General features: G+C 39.7%; 15 protein-coding genes. 1 reads left to right on the forward strand and 14 read right to left on the reverse strand.

Annotation, left to right across the window (positions count from 1 at the left end; translation table 11 throughout):
* The first annotated feature begins 27 nt into the window (after nucleotides 1-27).
* Complete coding sequence (shc, locus tag QNH17_RS19195) at nucleotides 28-1,893, forward strand: squalene--hopene cyclase (protein WP_283874399.1); 1,866 nt, start codon at nucleotides 28-30, stop codon at nucleotides 1,891-1,893.
* Nucleotides 1,894-1,931: 38 nt separating this feature from the next.
* Here shc and QNH17_RS19200 read toward each other — a convergent pair whose 3' ends face one another.
* From QNH17_RS19200 to QNH17_RS19265, 14 genes are all read right to left on the reverse strand, one after another.
* Nucleotides 1,932-2,438, reverse strand: coding sequence for a mismatch-specific DNA-glycosylase (locus QNH17_RS19200; protein ID WP_283874401.1), 507 nt, complete (start codon nucleotides 2,436-2,438; stop codon nucleotides 1,932-1,934).
* 62 nt (nucleotides 2,439-2,500) lie between these two features.
* The gene (locus QNH17_RS19205) at nucleotides 2,501-3,085 is read right to left on the reverse strand and encodes a YitT family protein (protein WP_283874403.1); all 585 of its coding nucleotides are present in this window, start codon (nucleotides 3,083-3,085) and stop codon (nucleotides 2,501-2,503) included.
* A gap of 111 nt (nucleotides 3,086-3,196) precedes the next feature.
* Entirely contained in the window at nucleotides 3,197-4,525 is a 1,329-nt protein-coding gene (locus tag QNH17_RS19210; protein ID WP_283874404.1) for a Na+/H+ antiporter NhaC family protein, read from the reverse strand.
* A gap of 217 nt (nucleotides 4,526-4,742) precedes the next feature.
* The gene (gene abc-f, locus QNH17_RS19215) at nucleotides 4,743-6,614 is read right to left on the reverse strand and encodes a ribosomal protection-like ABC-F family protein (protein ID WP_283874405.1); all 1,872 of its coding nucleotides are present in this window, start codon (nucleotides 6,612-6,614) and stop codon (nucleotides 4,743-4,745) included.
* 161 nt (nucleotides 6,615-6,775) lie between these two features.
* Entirely contained in the window at nucleotides 6,776-6,910 is a 135-nt protein-coding gene (locus QNH17_RS19220; RefSeq protein ID WP_283874406.1) for an RAxF-45 family protein, read from the reverse strand.
* Between the two features lie 222 nt (nucleotides 6,911-7,132).
* Complete coding sequence (locus QNH17_RS19225; protein WP_283874408.1) at nucleotides 7,133-7,546, reverse strand: hypothetical protein; 414 nt, start codon at nucleotides 7,544-7,546, stop codon at nucleotides 7,133-7,135.
* Nucleotides 7,547-7,573: 27 nt separating this feature from the next.
* Entirely contained in the window at nucleotides 7,574-8,461 is an 888-nt protein-coding gene (locus tag QNH17_RS19230; protein ID WP_283874410.1) for a peptidylprolyl isomerase, read from the reverse strand.
* 21 nt (nucleotides 8,462-8,482) lie between these two features.
* Nucleotides 8,483-9,922, reverse strand: a complete 1,440-nt coding sequence (locus tag QNH17_RS19235) for a S1C family serine protease (RefSeq protein ID WP_283874411.1) — start codon at nucleotides 9,920-9,922, stop codon at nucleotides 8,483-8,485.
* A gap of 163 nt (nucleotides 9,923-10,085) precedes the next feature.
* Nucleotides 10,086-11,504 carry a sensor histidine kinase gene (locus QNH17_RS19240; protein WP_283874412.1) on the reverse strand — a complete coding sequence of 473 codons (1,419 nt, stop codon included), beginning with the start codon at nucleotides 11,502-11,504 and terminating at the stop codon, nucleotides 10,086-10,088.
* Complete coding sequence (locus QNH17_RS19245) at nucleotides 11,476-12,177, reverse strand: response regulator transcription factor (protein ID WP_283874413.1); 702 nt, start codon at nucleotides 12,175-12,177, stop codon at nucleotides 11,476-11,478. Before QNH17_RS19245 ends, QNH17_RS19240 begins: the two co-directional genes overlap by 29 nt.
* 177 nt (nucleotides 12,178-12,354) lie before the next feature.
* Nucleotides 12,355-13,353: a phosphotriesterase family protein gene (locus tag QNH17_RS19250; RefSeq protein ID WP_283874414.1), complete on the reverse strand. Its 999-nt coding sequence runs from the start codon at nucleotides 13,351-13,353 to the stop codon at nucleotides 12,355-12,357.
* A gap of 80 nt (nucleotides 13,354-13,433) precedes the next feature.
* Nucleotides 13,434-14,408 (reverse strand): quinone oxidoreductase family protein, encoded by a 975-nt coding sequence (locus tag QNH17_RS19255; RefSeq protein ID WP_283874415.1) that lies wholly within the window; start codon nucleotides 14,406-14,408, stop codon nucleotides 13,434-13,436.
* A 12-nt stretch (nucleotides 14,409-14,420) separates the two neighbouring features.
* On the reverse strand, nucleotides 14,421-15,200 hold the full coding sequence (locus QNH17_RS19260; protein ID WP_283874417.1) for an enoyl-CoA hydratase/isomerase family protein: 780 nt from the start codon (nucleotides 15,198-15,200) through the stop codon (nucleotides 14,421-14,423).
* A gap of 36 nt (nucleotides 15,201-15,236) precedes the next feature.
* A complete protein-coding gene (locus tag QNH17_RS19265) occupies nucleotides 15,237-15,971 on the reverse strand; it encodes a 2-phosphosulfolactate phosphatase (protein ID WP_283874418.1) in 735 nt (244 codons plus the stop codon).
* Nucleotides 15,972-15,986 lie beyond the last annotated feature (15 nt).

The following is a 15,986-nucleotide window of genomic DNA, read 5'->3' on the forward strand; positions in this document are numbered from 1 at the left end:
TTACTGGGAGAGGAATGAGAAACCCTTATGATCAATTCTAGCAAGGGCATCGATAGGCTGGTTGAAAGGCTTCGAGCAGACCAAACTCCCGACGGATCCTGGAATTACCCCTTTGAAACAGGATTGTCAACAGATGCCTATATGATCATTTTATTGCGGACATTGGAATTAAATGATGAAGAATTAATTCAAGGTTTGGTTGCGAGGATTTTTAGTAAACAAGAGGAGAATGGGGCTTGGAAGCTTTTCTATGATGAAGGCGATGGCAACTTGACCGCCACCGTTGAAGCCTATTATGCATTGTTGTATTCAGGGTATGCCAAGAAGGACGACAAGCGTTTGCGGAGAGCGAGAAGATATATTATATCCAAAGGCGGCTTAGAGGAAGTAAGTATCTTCACCAAAGTGATGCTTTCTTTAACGGGTCAATATATTTGGCCAGATTTTTCTCCTCTTCCCATTGAATTTATACTTTTACCACACTATTTTCCGATTAACTTTTACTCACTTTCTGTCTTCGGCCGAGCCAATCTAACGCCAATTATTTTACTTGCCGATAAAAAGTTTTTTATTAAAACTTCGATGAGCCCGAATCTTTCAGAACTGCACTTACACCGGCATCATGAAAATCTTTGGTTTCGCTCCTCAGAATCTCGGTCACTGCTTTCATTTATCAAAGATGGAGTCAAAAGATTGATGGGCATACCAGAGCAACTCCATCAATTAGCTGTCGAGCGGGCTACGAAATACATGCTAAATCACCTCGAACCTGACGGCACTTTTTATAGCTATTATAGCTGTACCTTTTTGATGATTTTTGCCCTAATCGCCCATGGGTATAAGAAAACAGATCCCATAATCACAAAGGCTGTGAACGGATTGCTTGCGATGAAATGCGAGATCAACGGCCATCCCCATATGCAGTACACAACAGCGAATGTCTGGAATACTTCGTTGATTGGTTATGCTTTGCAGTCGGCTGGGGTTACCACAGATGATCCAATGGTGACAAAGGCCAATCAATATCTTCTAAACCGCCAGCATCACAAATTTGGTGATTGGGTCATTCATAATCCAAAGACTATGCCCGGAGGATGGGGATTTTCAGATGTCAATACGATGAATCCAGATGTGGATGATACAACAGCTTCACTCCGTTCTATTTCGAGAATGAATCCGCTTGAGAGACAGGCCTGGGACAGAGGACTTAACTGGCTTTTATCAATGCAAAATGACGATGGCGGCTGGGGGGCGTTTGAAAGAAATACCGATACAAAGTTGTTCGAATTCCTCCCTATTGAAAAAGGTGAGTTTTTGCTAGCAGATCCATCTTGTGCTGACATTACAGGGCGAACCTTGGAATTTTTCGGGAATTACACGAATCTATCTAGTGACCATAAAGCGATCCATAAAGGGATGGAATGGCTTTTAAGTAATCAATTGAAGGATGGTTCTTGGTATGGGAGATGGGGTATTTGTTATCTTTATGGAACATGGGGAGCTATTACAGGGTTATTAGCCAACGGGATTCCTTATGATCATTCTGCTGTCCAAAGGTCCGTGAAGTGGTTACATACTATCCAAAATAAAGATGGCGGCTGGGGGGAGTCATGCCAAAGTGATAGTAAAAAGGCTTATGTGCCATTAGGATATAGCACGTTAACTCACACTGCCTGGGCACTCGATGCCTTGATTGCTGCTTCAGAAGAACCTACATCACAAATTAGAAACGGAATCACCTATTTATTAACTTCCCTTGAAAAAGAAGACTGGACTACTGCTTATCCGAAGGGGCAAGGTATGGCCGGAGGTTTTTATATTCACTATCACAGCTATCGCTATATTTTCCCTCTTATTACCTTGTCCAACTATAAAAATAAATTCGAAGCATAGAAAAACATCGCCGGGGAGCAACATCACCCGACGATGTTTTATTCTGATAGGAGAGGGACTAGCCCTTTATAAATCTCAATAATTTCTTCCAGTTTCATTCGAACCAAACCACTTGAAGATGGGGCAACGAAATCCACTACTCCAGGTACAAGACCCTTGGTTTGCCTTCCCCACTGAATTACTTTTAAACCACTGTATTGCTGATAGACTCCTTTTCCAACAAAGCAGACTACCTTTGGTTTAAACTGATCGATCTTCATCTTTAAGATCTCACTACCCTCCCTATACTCTCCTTTGGTAATTTCATCCGCTGCCTTTGTCGGCCTTTCAACAATATTAGTAGACCCAAATCCTAAATCTAAAAGCTTCGCATCTTCCATTGCTTCATATTTCCGTGGCGTTAACCCTGATTCGTACAATATCTTCCAAAAACGATTGTTTGGACTTGCATAATGATGCCCAAGTTCACTAGATCGAATGCTTGGATTAAAACCAACAAATAAAACCTTTAAATTTTCCTTGAGAAGATCTCTGAGAGGTTCCATCGTATATCTCCTTATTAACTAACCTTTTTATACTAACTCATCTTACCCCTAATATGAGTTATTTACTTTATTACATTCTGCTCAATATTCCTAGTGGTAATTAGGCTTGCTAGCAGTCCCACAATAGCAACAATAATCAGCGAATAAAAAAGTTTCACATCTTGAAGAAGGTACAAACCTGTAATAATGATGCAAGCATCCATCACAAACATAATGATACCCACATTGACTTTTGACCATTTGGCGATGAGCAGTGCCAGCAGGTCCATTCCGCCTGGACTAATATGATTTCGGAGCATCACCCCAACCCCACTCCCAATAATTACAGCTCCAATAAACACACTGCTAAGGATGGACAAATGAAACATCCCATTCAATGGTACCAGCAATTCTATCATAATACCGGAACAGATCGCTCCCATCACACCATTAAAAAAATACTCGGGATCTGATTTAAAGGCGAACATGTAAACAGGAATATTCAGTAATATAAATGTCAATCCAACTTTAAAACCCAAAATATATTTTAGCAGCAGGCTGATGCCTAAAAACCCTCCATTAATGATATGTAATGGCAGAATAAATCCATTAATACCAATCGCTATCATCGTGCTCCCGAATCCTATTATCGCCAACTTTTTCAGCATCTGATCATCCCTTGTCCAAATTCTTTATTACCACATATATGAAAGAATTAAGGACTTCATTCGGAGTGATTCATATCTGAATGGTGAAAAGGAGTCGCATCGGGCTCCATTTTAAGCTATCACTGCTTGCTTTTCTTTGGATGATTTTCGTGCTTGTTTTACTAAGGATACTAGAATCGTTAAAATGGGTAAAATCCATAAAAAAAGTGCAAATGGAAGGTATGCCATAATTGGTATTCCGACAATGCTACTGCACATGATGGCAAGAACACTCCAAGGCACCACCCCCGGAAACAGCATGGTTGAATCCCCCATAACTCGGGCTAACTCTTCTTTTCCATATTTACTAGACCAATGGGGCAGGAAAGACCTACCTGTGAGAATAATCGGCAGCGTTTGATTTGCTGCGATTAACGTGATCAAAAATGTCGCCAGCAGTGTTTTTAAAGTGTCGCCAGTTAGAGTGCGAGATGATTGTAACCATCTATCTAAATAGGGCTGAATGACATTCATTTCTTCCAAAAGTCCATTATATGCACCTGCTAAGGCTAGAAATAAGAGCAATTCATACATATGAAGGAACCCGCCGCCTAGACCCTCAATTCCATGCCACAATGAGAAAACGAGTTTTGACCATGAAGTTCCACTGAAAAGGGCGATAGATGCGGCTGATAGAATACTAGTGAAAAAGGCATAAACGATACTAATCCTTAAAAGGACAAATGTAATTAATATAATTGGCGGGATAAATTTAATGACTGAAAGATCATTCCAACTTACTAGGTGCTGCTTTGTACCTGCCGTTCCTGAGATCAGATAGTCCGCTACTCCATAAAAGCAAAAGCATAGAAAAATAGCCGTTAACGTAGTAAAAAGCATCGCTTTCCATTGTCTATTTACTGGCAATTCAACTGTATGGGACAGTAGTTGATGGGCGCTCGAAAATGGTGAAGTTCTATCTCCTACAAATGCACCTGAAACCAAAGCGCCTGCCACCATTTCAATGGGAAGTTTAAGGACGATGGCCGTACCGATGATTGGTATGCCAATCGCGCTTATAGTCCCGACCGTTGTTCCCAGCAGCATTGAAAATACCATGGCACAGAGAAAGGATAAGACAAAAAAATGATTTGGAACAATAAAATGCAGAGCAATTTCCACCATCTGCTGAATAGTCCCTGCTAAATACCAAGACGGCAGTAAAAAACTCACCAGAAATAGGATTAAGATGACGATTCTAGTTTTGTTCACACCAAAAATACTAATATGCAGAATCTGTTTTAAACGTAAATTTTTTCTCATAGCCAACCACGCAAGTACGAAGTAGCCTGGAAAAAATCCTATGACAAGCGGATGATGAAATATGACTGACAAAACCACCCCTGTCAAGGTAACGATTAAAAGCAGTGATACTTGCTTTAAAGAAAAATTCATATTCATACCAACCCATCCTTTATGAAAGAAACATCTTTAATTATAAGGAAAAGGACCCCATACGAAAAGGAATTTATACCCTAAAAAAAAGAAGCCGCAAACATACGGCTCCCTTGTTACGCAAACGTATTATAAACACTTTCAGACACTTCCGCAGTCGGTTGATAAAAACAATGCTGTTTAAACCTGGCACTCCCCGTTGACCCTGGGGAGCAATATCTGTTTAGATAATTTCTTCTAGCTGTTGGTAAAGACGGTCACGATTATGTTCCCGCTCCTCTAATTCAAGATAAATTCTTTGCAGCAGTTCAAGTTCACTTTCCTCACCGAGTTTTTGTTTTAAAAGCTGAATTTCCGCTTCAATTTGCTCAATTTTTTCCTCAATCAAGGTTGCCCCCACTTCTTCCACCTTTGATGCTTTAGGTGGGGAAGTTTTCGTCAACACTGGCCTTTCCGGCTGTTTTATCTCGATTGTTTCTTCCAATTTGCCTTTCGCCCAATCATAGTTCCCATCGAAATAGCAAACAGTCCCATCCTGGAGCCAGTATATTTTCTTAAACAATTTATTAAGAAAATAGCGGTCATGAGACACAGCTAAAATAGTGCCATTAAACTGTTCCAGCGCTTCCTCTAACACCTCACATGAATCAATATCAAGATGATTGGTCGGTTCATCCAGAATCAGAAGATTTATATCCTGGTACATTAACTGGGCAAGTCTAAGTCTCATTCTCTCCCCGCCGCTTAGCTGACTTACCTTCCGAAAAACTGCTGTTCCGTAAAATAAAAACCGGGCTAAAATATGACGAGCCTCTCCTTCATTGACGACTACTTCAGACCGAAAGACGTCAATCAGCTGTTTATCGCCAATATCAGTAAAAACATGTTGTGATAGATAACCGGCCTTTACATTAATCCCAACCTTGATAACACCTTTATCAGGTTCAATTTCTTTCAGAATCATTTTTAAAAGTGTCGATTTGCCAGTGCCATTTTCCCCGACAATTGCAGTGCGGTCCTTATACTGTACGAGCATGTTTACTTGGTCCAACAAGTTCTTGCCTCCAAAACTCTTCGCAACATCCTCTATGACGATTACATCTTTACCGCTTCGATCATTGGCTTCGAAATCAATCGCCATTTTTTTGACGTCTATCTTTGGGCGGTCTAGTTTTTCAATTCGATCCAGTGCCCTTTGCATATTGGTAGCACGTTTATGAAGGGCAGCACTGGGTGGATTGGAGCGGTTTGCCCAGTCGCGGAGACGCTTAATCGCTTCTTTCATTTTTTTTATTTTCTTCTGTTGTTCTTGATATTCCTGAAATTCCCTTAAGAGCCTCTCTTCTTTCTCTTTCACATAACCGCTGAAATTCGTATGGTACAGTTCAATTTCTCCATCTTCCATTTCCAGCACTTTTGTGACAACTTCATCTAAAAAGTAACGGTCGTGAGAGATGAGAATAATCGTTCCTGTATATTCCTTAAGGAAGGACCCCAGCCATTCAATCGCTTTCATATCTAAATGGTTAGTCGGTTCATCAAGGAGTAGAAGTTCGGGATTTTTCAATAAACTCAAACCCAATCCAACTTTTGTTTTTTCCCCGCCGCTTAATGATGAGAAGGGTTTATCAAGCAGGTTGGTAATATTCAACCCGTTTGCAATCCTATCTAATTGGGCATCCATTTCATAACCGCCATTTAAGATAAACTCATCTTGAAGCTTTCCGTATTGATCCATTAATCTTTGTAAGGCACCTGGGGCAATTTCATGTCCCATTTCAACCTCTAATTCCTGAAGTTTGGTTTCAGTTGCAATTAATTGCTCAAAGGCTGTTTTTAATACTTCTTTACCTGTTAGTTCTTTGAAATCGGGTATTTGAGCCAAGTAACCAATCTTCAGACCCTTTTTCCTATGAATAACCCCTTCATCGACCGTTTCTTGATTTGCTAAAAGTTTTAAAAGCGTTGTTTTACCTCCGCCATTACGGCCGACAAGGCCAACTCGGTTTCCTTCCTGTACTTCAAAGGATAGATCTTTAAAAATTATATTTCCGCCAAATGATTTGGTAATATGGTTTACACTGCAAATAATCATGTTCAATCTCCTTATTAATCAAAATTAAGATGAACACTCTCTTCCATATAAAAAAGCCACGAGCATCTTTAATGACCCGCAGCTTTGTTAATTTCCGCATTAAAAAAGAGTGCAAAAGACGCACTCTCTTCCTGCCTATTTAAAGTGGGTAAAGAGATGTGTTATCGTTCCATATTCATTTTGTAATTTTGAAAAAAGGGCAGACTACTCCCTTTGAAAATTACACCATGAAAAATTGCACGATAAATATTGAGAGCTTCCAGCCAAAGTAACCGTGCAAAAATAGAACGTTTCATCTCTTCTCCACCTCCGTTTCAAATTAGTTATTTTCATTGTAAATAGTTCTGATACCGATTGCAAGCCTATTTTTTCTGACTAATCTAAAGTTTGGGAATTCAATTTCGCTAACTAGAGCAGTTTTATCGCGAACCCTTGGGTGGAATTCGCCAAACCGAAAGATTTTTTCGCCAAACTTTAGAGGTATTTCGCTACCTAAAGACTTTTTTTCGCCAACCCCTTTAATGAAGGTACTTTTTGCGAGACCCCTGCCTTCTGCGATAGACAAACTTTCTAAAATCATCTTCCTTTAGATTCCCATCGTAGATTAAAAAAAGCAATGATTGGTACTCTGGATACCGATCCATGACGAAAAGGGCGAACTCCTTCCGTTCGCCCTTTAGCATCAATTTAAACTCTTCCTGGTTACTAATATCTTCAATCTTCTTTTCATAATAGGCTTTCGTATCTTCCCATTTTTCCTTGCGATTCTCCAATACATCACGGGCATACTCAGGTAGTTTCTCAATCACAAGATCAATATAGCCTTCTGACCACATAATCATTTTATCCTTTTCAGGAAGTTCAAAAACCATATGCATCAGTTCAAGATCATCTACTGTATCATTCGCTGCATATTTCCCGACCCGATTCATCTTGTTATTCACCTCTAGATCCTTTGGTTAGACTTCTTTCAAGTTATTCTCAATATCATAACTCTTCTTCTTTTTCTCTAGCCATGTTGTGTACTCAGAATCAATTTTCTGATCTAGTAATGTTTCTTTTATTTTAGCCTTACTGTCATTATAATTTGCTTCTTTTGCCTTCTTTTTAGCCTCTACTTTAATAATATGGTACCCATAATCCGTTTTTACTGGCTTACTAACTTCCCCGACTGCAAGACCAAATACAGCATCATCAAATTCTTTGACCATGGTTCCTTTTGCAAAATAGCCAAGCTCGCCACCAGCATCCTTTGTACTCTCATCGGTAGAATATTCTTTTGCTAACTCTGCAAAATCAGCACCATCGTTTAGTTTCTGTTTAACCTTATTTGCAGTTTTCTCATCAGCCACAAGAATATGACTTGCTTTAATCTGCTCAGCTTGGGCATATGAATCTTTGTTTTTATCAAAATAAGTTTTCATTTCCTCCTCGGTAATGGTAATTTCCGGCTCCAGCAATTTTTTAATCGTCAAATAATTTTTTAGATCCTGTTTTAGGTATGCTAAAGAAGTATTGTTGGTTTCAAGTGCTTGATTGAAAGCTTCTTCACCACCATAGGATGCTTTTAAAGTTTCGATTTCTTGATTCAGTTCACTATCTTTAACGCTAACTTTTTGTTTTTTAGCTTCTGCAGCCACAATTTTTTCGCTAATGATTTTGTCCACCGTAGCAGAACCGTACTGTTCGACCATTTTACTATAAAGTTCGTCTTTACTAATAGCCTCACCATTAAACTTTGCGACCGTATCCTCCTTCTTAAGGGTAAAACTTAGTAAAATTACCGACGTTACAATAAGTACTGATAGGATTATTACCATTATTTTGTTTTGCTTTAATAAGGACATTTTTCTTGATACTCCCTCCAATTAATCCGCAAGTTTCACATTTACAGTGATTTGTTTTCCATCGCGGTAAACTCCAAATTTTATTTCATCACCCTTGCTTACTTTGGTATATAAATATTTACGTAAATCTGAGGAACTGGTAATTTCTGTTCCATTCATGGAAACAATAATATCCTTTACTTGAAGTCCAGCTTTTGCAGCAACAGAATTCGCTTCAATATTTGTTAATATGACACCTTTTGTTGTGCTAGGCAGATTTTGCCAATACATTTGTGCCACTTGATCAAGATCAGCAAGTCCTACCCCGAGATAAGGGCGGTCAATTTTTCCACTGCTAATTAATTGATTCACGATTGGAATTAGGTCATTACTAGGAATTGCAAAGCCTAAACCTTCGACACCACTTTCGGAAATTTTCAAACTATTGATGCCAATCACTTGTCCTTGTGGGTTAATTAAAGCACCCCCGCTGTTCCCTGGATTGATTGCTGCATCAGTTTGAATAACATTGGTATCCCAATTTCCAGCAGAGGTTGTAATGCCAATGCTTCGGTTGGTTGCACTGACAATCCCTTGGGTAACAGTCCTTGAAAGATCAAGTCCAAGCGGGTTCCCGATGGCGTAGACCTGGTCGCCTGGACGAAGTGTGGACGAATCACCAAAATCTGCTGTTGCCGTCACATATTTAGCATTAATTTTTAAAACAGCTAGATCTGTTAAAGCATCAGTGCCAACCACCTCAGCCGTTGCTTTTTCACCGTCATACAAAGATACTTCTAGTTTCGTTGCTCCTTCGACCACGTGGTTATTAGTGACAATATAGGCTGTATTATTATTTTTTTGAAAAATAACTCCGGATCCTGAACCACTTTCCACACTTTGTGAAGAGCTTGGGTTTCCATAAAAATTATTCTGTTGTTGCTGATAATTAACAATCCCGACAATCGCCTTGGATACCTTTTCAACTGTATCCGCAATCGAATTAGAAGTTGCAGCTGTTGGCTGAGCCACTACAGGTTTGACCGCAGTTTCTTGTTGAGAACTAATTGCATCTTGAGTCTCCACTTTCGGGAAATGGTCTTTTATATAGTCTGTATGAGGCAAAATCGTTAATGTCAAGACAGACCCAATTACCCCTGCTGCAAGTGTGGAGGCAAATCCTTTTACGTTTCGTTTTTTCTTATTCAGTTGATCCACCTGATTGTTAATACGCGTTTGTTCCATTCCTGGAGTGATTGTTGCTTCCGTTGAAGGTTTAAATTCAGATCGTTCTTCTTGATCTTCACGATTCACAAAACTGTTTGTCTCCACCGTGAAGGTCGCATCTACTGCATTGAAATTTTCTTTAATATGGTTGACATTAATTGATTCATTTGATTGTTCTTCGGCTTTTGTAATATCTGTTATATCAGATGTATTTGGTTGATTTTTATCGAATTCATTTTCATTTTTATAATCCATCTCATTCAATCTCCTTTAAGCATGTTTTATCTTGTCTCTACTTTACCTCTGAAATCTTAAGAAATTATTAACAAACTATAACGGCTTTTAGAAATATCTACGAATTTTTATCGTTTTTACGTAAAAAAGCTGCAGGCACCGGCCCGCAGCTTCTCGCAATTTTTTATAGTTTAATGACGAATTTTGTTCCTTTTCCGGCTTCACTGAAAACGTTAATTTCTCCATTATGAAGGAGAACCAATTGCTTAACAATCGAAAGACCTAACCCAAATTCTCCATAGGGGTTACTGGTCCTAGAGATATCAGCCTTATAAAAACGGCGCCAGATATTTTCAATCTCACTCGGTTCGATACCAATTCCGGTGTCTTCCACTTCAATAATGGTCGACTGCCCCTCCGCTCTTCCTCGAAGCCAAATTGTCCCGTCCTTGGTAAATTGAATGCTATTTTTAGTAATATTAATTAAAATTTGAATTAGTCTGTCATAGTCAGCATTAACCATAACATCTGGTTCTGCCTGAATAACAATTTGATTATTTTTATCCTCAGCTTGCGGCAATAGCTGTTCCTGAATAATTTCAAGTAACTCGAGGAGCTGAAACTCTTCTCTGTATAACTGGATTTGATTCGATCGAATTTTGTCATAATCCAAGTTTTCACTAACAAGCCGAATAAGTCTTTTAGCCTCTTGGCTCACTAAATTTATTCCTCGTTCCTTATCTTCCTCTGGAATCATATCATTTTTCAACCCTTCGATGACGCCGCTAATGGTGGTTAATGGCGTCCGCATTTCATGAGAAACATCAGATAAAAATTGTCTTCGCCTATTTTCTAGACTTTCAATTTCCTCCATCGAGGTATTAATTTTATCAACCATGTGATTAAAATCGTTTGCTAATTCACCAATCTCATCAAAATTAGAAGATGAAACATGGACATGATAATTTCCCGCTGAGACAAGGGAGGTTGCTTCACGAAGACGTTTAATCCGGTTCACATGAATCCTTGATAAAAACCAACTAAGCAGAAAGGAAACAACCAGAGCAATAATAATGGTGTACAAGATAAATTGATTGACGCGATGAACCATGGCACTCGAGCCGCTAATCGGCGAGGTTAATAGAATTCCGCCAATAAAGGTGCCGTTATTAAGATACGGTAAAACAACAAAGGTAACCCCTTCTTGACCGAACCTTTTAAAATCACTATTTACCACAAGAGTTCTACCTTTAGAAATCCGGTCCCAATCCTTGTCAGACAAACCTCCAATAGCTGGACCCTGTTTTCCAACAGCATATAGTTTTCCATCTTGATCAAACATACTAAAACTCATTTTTCTTGTTGAAAGCACTGAACTATAGCGATTAATAATTTCCCCAGAAGCCTGTGGAGTTTCATCAATTTCGGAGAGAATCGCCTTCCCATAGGATATAAGTTCGTTTGCTTTATTCTCATAGACCAAATTCTCTACATAATGAGCAAACAAAAGACTTAATACTAAAAACGCCACAATAATAATACTGATATGACTGAAAAACTGTTGATAAATGTATCTAAACTTCATCCGTTTTGATTGACTCATCAAACTTATACCCTACTCCCCATATAGTATGGAAGAATGGCTGTGCGGTTGTTTCAACTTTTTTCCGTAGACGTTTAATATGAACATCTACAGTCCGTTCGTCCCCATAAAACTGATAGCCCCACACCCTTTCCAGCAATTGCTCCCTTGAGAATACTTGGCGGGGATGTTCAACCATATAGTAAAGTAAATCAAACTCTTTCGGTGTTAAGTTTGTGACTGGGGAACCGTCGACAATCACTTCACGAGTATTTTTACTAATTTTAAAATGTTCAGTCTGAAGGAAATCGTCACTTTCCTTTGGTACTTGGGGTTGGAACCGCCGTGTTACTGCCTTAATTCTTGCCATCAATGTTAACGGACTGAATGGCTTGGTCACATAATCATCCGCACCCATTTCGAGACCAAGCACCTGGTCGGACTCACTGTCTTTGGCTGTTAACATGATGATTGGAACTGTGTAATTTTCTTGGCGAATTTTACGGCAGATGGTTACCCCGTCCATACTAGGGAGCATCCAATCGATAATTAACGCATCCCAAGTTCCTTCTTTAATACGGTTGTAGCCTTCGAGACCGTCATTCACAAACTCTCCTTCTATCCCTTCTTTGGCAAAAAACATTTCAATCATGGAGCAGACACTTTTATTATCTTCGATCACTAATATTCTCAAAATAATTCAACTCCTACTGATACCTAAAGTGTTCTTTTTATTAAGTTTATCTCAAATTTTAAGCATATCAACAATAAATACAATTCTTCTTTACTAATTAATAGTTTGTTCATAGTTTATTAATATATTTCTCCACAAAAAAGAGGCTTGAATTAAATTCAAGTCCTCTTCATTGTTTTAGTTCACTTTAACAGGTTCGCCCGCGAATAATGAGATGGCGTTCACACCAAGCATTTTGTCGATTTGCTTTTCGGTGATACCATTTTCACGCAACGTTGGTAAGATGTTTTTAAAAATATGGGCGGGATGCCAGTTTTCCATGATTTGTGTGACTTGCTCGTTCATGACTGGAGGCCTGCCCAGCCAAATATTGACCGAATCATGGGCTAATAAAATTTGATTTTCATAACCCTCATCAATTAAGGTCATCAAGGTCGCTACTCTTTCTTGGTCAAAAGGAGCACCGACCAAAACCTGAATCCCAAAACGGTCAAAACCAATTCTTACGCCTTGTCCCAAGACTTCTTTATGATAGTCAGGATTGGTGTTACCGCACATATGGCCAATGATAATTTTGCTAGGGTCGGCACCTTGCTCAATTAACAGCTTCGCCTGCTCAGGTCCCATCGTTCCCTCCTGGGTATGTGTCAGAATAACAATCCCTGTTTCCTTCTGGACTCTAGCGGCAGAACGGAAGAACATTTTCTCGTATTCAGAAATCTCATCCTTACTGGAAGCTAGTTTAATAATTCCCGGTTTAATTCCCGTTCCAGCAATCCCTTCGGTAATCTCTATTTTAAACATTTCATAGATTTCCTCTTCTGCAGAACCTAAGCCCTGTCTCATCTTGAAGTATGGAGGGGCTCCTTCACCTTCATAGTAATATCCAGTGGCACAAATAATCTGCAACCCTGTGGCTTCGGAAATTTTCTTTAAAAATAATGGATTCCTGCCGCACTCGTTTGGAGTCGGGTCAACCACCGTCTCTACACCATAACTTTGCATGAGGCGGGCTACACCAATGGCTGCTTCAAGTGCTTCTTCTTCATTGAACGGACCAAGAGTAACATCCCCTTGGTATCCTGGATAACCAAAAATAAAGTGTTCATGAATAAGTGTTTTCCCTAATTGTTCAACTGGAATTGGACCTGTTACTGTTTCAACTGTTTTCATCATTTGTTCACCCTTTCAAATTGTTAACTAAAATTTGAAAATGAGTTGCCCAGGTGCAATTTCACGAGTTGATTTTCAGCTATTTATGGTTCAAGAATTAACTTCCCATGTGTTTTCCGGGATTGCAGAAGGGTATGAACCTTTGCAGCCTCCTCTAAAGGGAATACCCCGCCAATGGTGAGCTTTAATTGTCCCGCACCGAGGTATGTAAGTAACTCCACTAAACTTGGCTGCAACAATTCTTGCTTTCTCATAATCTGTGGCAAGAAAAAGCCAATCACTGATTGATTTCTAGCCATCAGTGATGACGGATAAAATTTGCTTTGTTCACCGCTTGCAGCTCCAAACACAACAAGACGTCCAAAAGTGGCAAGGCATTTCACTGTTTTATTAAAAACATCTCCTCCCACCATTTCAAGGGCAACATTTACCCCTTTCCCGCCTGTTGCTTCCAGAACCTGCTGTTCCCAATCCGGCTCTGTATAGTTAATTAGGACATCTGCACCCATTTCCTCTGCCAACGCTAACTTATCATCTGAACTTGCTGTAGCAATGACCTTACCAGCACCAAACAACTTGGCGAGTTGGACAGCAATTGTTCCTACTCCGCCTGCAGCTGCATGCACCAGCACGCTTTCACCTTTTTCCAACCTGCCCATTGTTTTTAAAATATGGTAAGCACTCAAGCCTTGAAGCGGCAGAGCAACAGCGGTATGGAAATCTAATTGTTCTGGCAGTGGAATCAGTGCCCGCTCATCGGCTAATGCATAATCAGCATAGCCTCCTGATTCAATTAATGTCACAATTCTTGTCCCTGGTTTCACTTTCGTCACTTGCTCACCTACGGCAGCAACAACTCCAGCAATTTCTGCTCCTGGAATGAAAGGCAGCGGTGTTTTAACAACATACTGCCCCTCTCTCCTTGCCGTATCAGCATAGTTGACACCTATTGCTTTGATTTCAATTAAAACTTCATGACCAGCTGGGACTGGCTTTTCAATATCGACTACATGTAATACTTCGGGTCCACCAAATTCTGTTAATCGGATTGCTTTCATGACTGTCATCTCCTATTTTCCTTTAAAAGCTGGTTTTCTTTTTTCTTTAAAAGCGGTAATTCCTTCTTTGTGGTCATCGGTTTGCACCATTATTGTCTGGATCAAGCGCTCTTGCTCAAGGATATCCTCAAGTGAAGAGGTAAAAGATTGGTCAATTAATTTCTTTTGTTTTCCGTAAGCTTTTCCAGGACCATGGGCCAATTTTAGCGCAAACTTTGTTGTTTCTTCCTGAAGGTTTTCTAATGGAACTAAATAATTTATCACTCCTAGTTGATAGAGTCGCTCTGCAGGAATCGGCTCTGCCGTAAAGAAGAATTGTTTTGCTAAATACGGGCCAATTAATCTTGGAAGTAAATAAGAGCCACCACCATCGGAGATTAAACCTACTTGGGAAAAGCTAAGGGCGAACTTGCTATCTTCCGCAGCAACGATTAAGTCACAGGCTAAGACTAAATTAAACCCTGCCCCGGCAGCAAATCCGTGGACAGCGGCGATAATCGGCTTTTCTATGTCTTTCATTAACAGAATGAGTTCATTTAGTTTTCCGATATGGTCATAAACTTGGCCAGAATCGGCTTGCCCCATGGTTTTCACGTCACCACCAGCACTAAAGGACCGGCCGGCTCCTGATAACACAATTACTTGAATGTCTTCATCTGTTTGGGCATTAGTAAGCGCATCCTTTAATCCAATAATCATCTCAGGGCTAAACGCATTAAGACTTTCTGGACGGTTTAATGTCAAAGACAAGACCGGACCTAATTTTTCAACTAACAAATGTCCTTGGCTCATATTCATCTTCCTTTCAACTTAACTTTCATAATCGATTTACACAGAAATTGTTTCGACCACAACTTTTCCATCTTTTAAAATAGGGACAATCTCAGTTATGCCTTTGGAAGCAGCAATCCTAATATCCTGCTGCTGTTCATATTTAGCAAGCAGTTTGCCAACATAGGAATCTAGTAAAATTTCATATGCATCTGTTTGGCCCCGGTAGAAGTATAGGGCCGTTTTAGCCGCATCTGTCAATTCATATACATTATTTTTCACTAAACAATCAATTAAGTGTCCTGCCCCATAAAAGTCTTCTAAACTGGTTTCTCCTGAATTACCAGAGCATATGATCAGAATGGTCTGTTCCGACGTTACTTTTTGAATAGCGGCGGCAATCGCTGGATTATTAAGCATGGAGGCAACGTAAACCTTATTCGCTGCAGATGATTTTCTTAATGCAACTGTACCATTCGTCGTCGATAAAATTAATGTTTTACCGTTAATCGATTCCCGGATTAACGTGGGACTAGGATAAACAAATCCGTCAATTGGTTTGGCGTCCAGTTCTCCAGCCAGAATAAATTCACCCTGTTGGTACAATTTTGCCTGTTCTATGGCTTCATTGCTGTGCAAGACCGGAATCACTTCTTTTGCACCATCTTTTAAAGCCGAAACGATTGTCGTAGTAGCCAGTAGAATATCTAAGACCACCGCTATTTTATTTCCATCCGCCATTTTCTCTTCGCAGACTTCCTCTTTCTTCATGAGAAGGTGAATCTTCGTCATTCACACCCAGCTCCC

Source organism: Neobacillus sp. SuZ13, assembly GCF_030123365.1.
Taxonomy (GTDB): Bacteria; Bacillota; Bacilli; order Bacillales; family Cytobacillaceae; genus Neobacillus.

What these genes read in the sequence shown, in the direction of transcription:
- shc (WP_283874399.1), top strand. Translation starts at nt 28, where the DNA reads ATGATCAATTCTAGCAAGGGCATCGATAGGCTGGTTGAAAGGCTTCGA.
- QNH17_RS19200 (WP_283874401.1), bottom strand. Translation starts at nt 2,438, where the DNA reads ATGGAACCTCTCAGAGATCTTCTCAAGGAAAATTTAAAGGTTTTATTT.
- QNH17_RS19205 (WP_283874403.1), bottom strand. Translation starts at nt 3,085, where the DNA reads ATGCTGAAAAAGTTGGCGATAATAGGATTCGGGAGCACGATGATAGCG.
- QNH17_RS19210 (WP_283874404.1), bottom strand. Translation starts at nt 4,525, where the DNA reads ATGAATATGAATTTTTCTTTAAAGCAAGTATCACTGCTTTTAATCGTT.
- abc-f (WP_283874405.1), bottom strand. Translation starts at nt 6,614, where the DNA reads ATGATTATTTGCAGTGTAAACCATATTACCAAATCATTTGGCGGAAAT.
- QNH17_RS19220 (WP_283874406.1), bottom strand. Translation starts at nt 6,910, where the DNA reads ATGAAACGTTCTATTTTTGCACGGTTACTTTGGCTGGAAGCTCTCAAT.
- QNH17_RS19225 (WP_283874408.1), bottom strand. Translation starts at nt 7,546, where the DNA reads ATGAATCGGGTCGGGAAATATGCAGCGAATGATACAGTAGATGATCTT.
- QNH17_RS19230 (WP_283874410.1), bottom strand. Translation starts at nt 8,461, where the DNA reads ATGTCCTTATTAAAGCAAAACAAAATAATGGTAATAATCCTATCAGTA.
- QNH17_RS19235 (WP_283874411.1), bottom strand. Translation starts at nt 9,922, where the DNA reads ATGGATTATAAAAATGAAAATGAATTCGATAAAAATCAACCAAATACA.
- QNH17_RS19240 (WP_283874412.1), bottom strand. Translation starts at nt 11,504, where the DNA reads ATGAGTCAATCAAAACGGATGAAGTTTAGATACATTTATCAACAGTTT.
- QNH17_RS19250 (WP_283874414.1), bottom strand. Translation starts at nt 13,353, where the DNA reads ATGATGAAAACAGTTGAAACAGTAACAGGTCCAATTCCAGTTGAACAA.
- QNH17_RS19255 (WP_283874415.1), bottom strand. Translation starts at nt 14,408, where the DNA reads ATGAAAGCAATCCGATTAACAGAATTTGGTGGACCCGAAGTATTACAT.
- QNH17_RS19260 (WP_283874417.1), bottom strand. Translation starts at nt 15,200, where the DNA reads ATGAGCCAAGGACATTTGTTAGTTGAAAAATTAGGTCCGGTCTTGTCT.
- QNH17_RS19265 (WP_283874418.1), bottom strand. Translation starts at nt 15,971, where the DNA reads ATGACGAAGATTCACCTTCTCATGAAGAAAGAGGAAGTCTGCGAAGAG.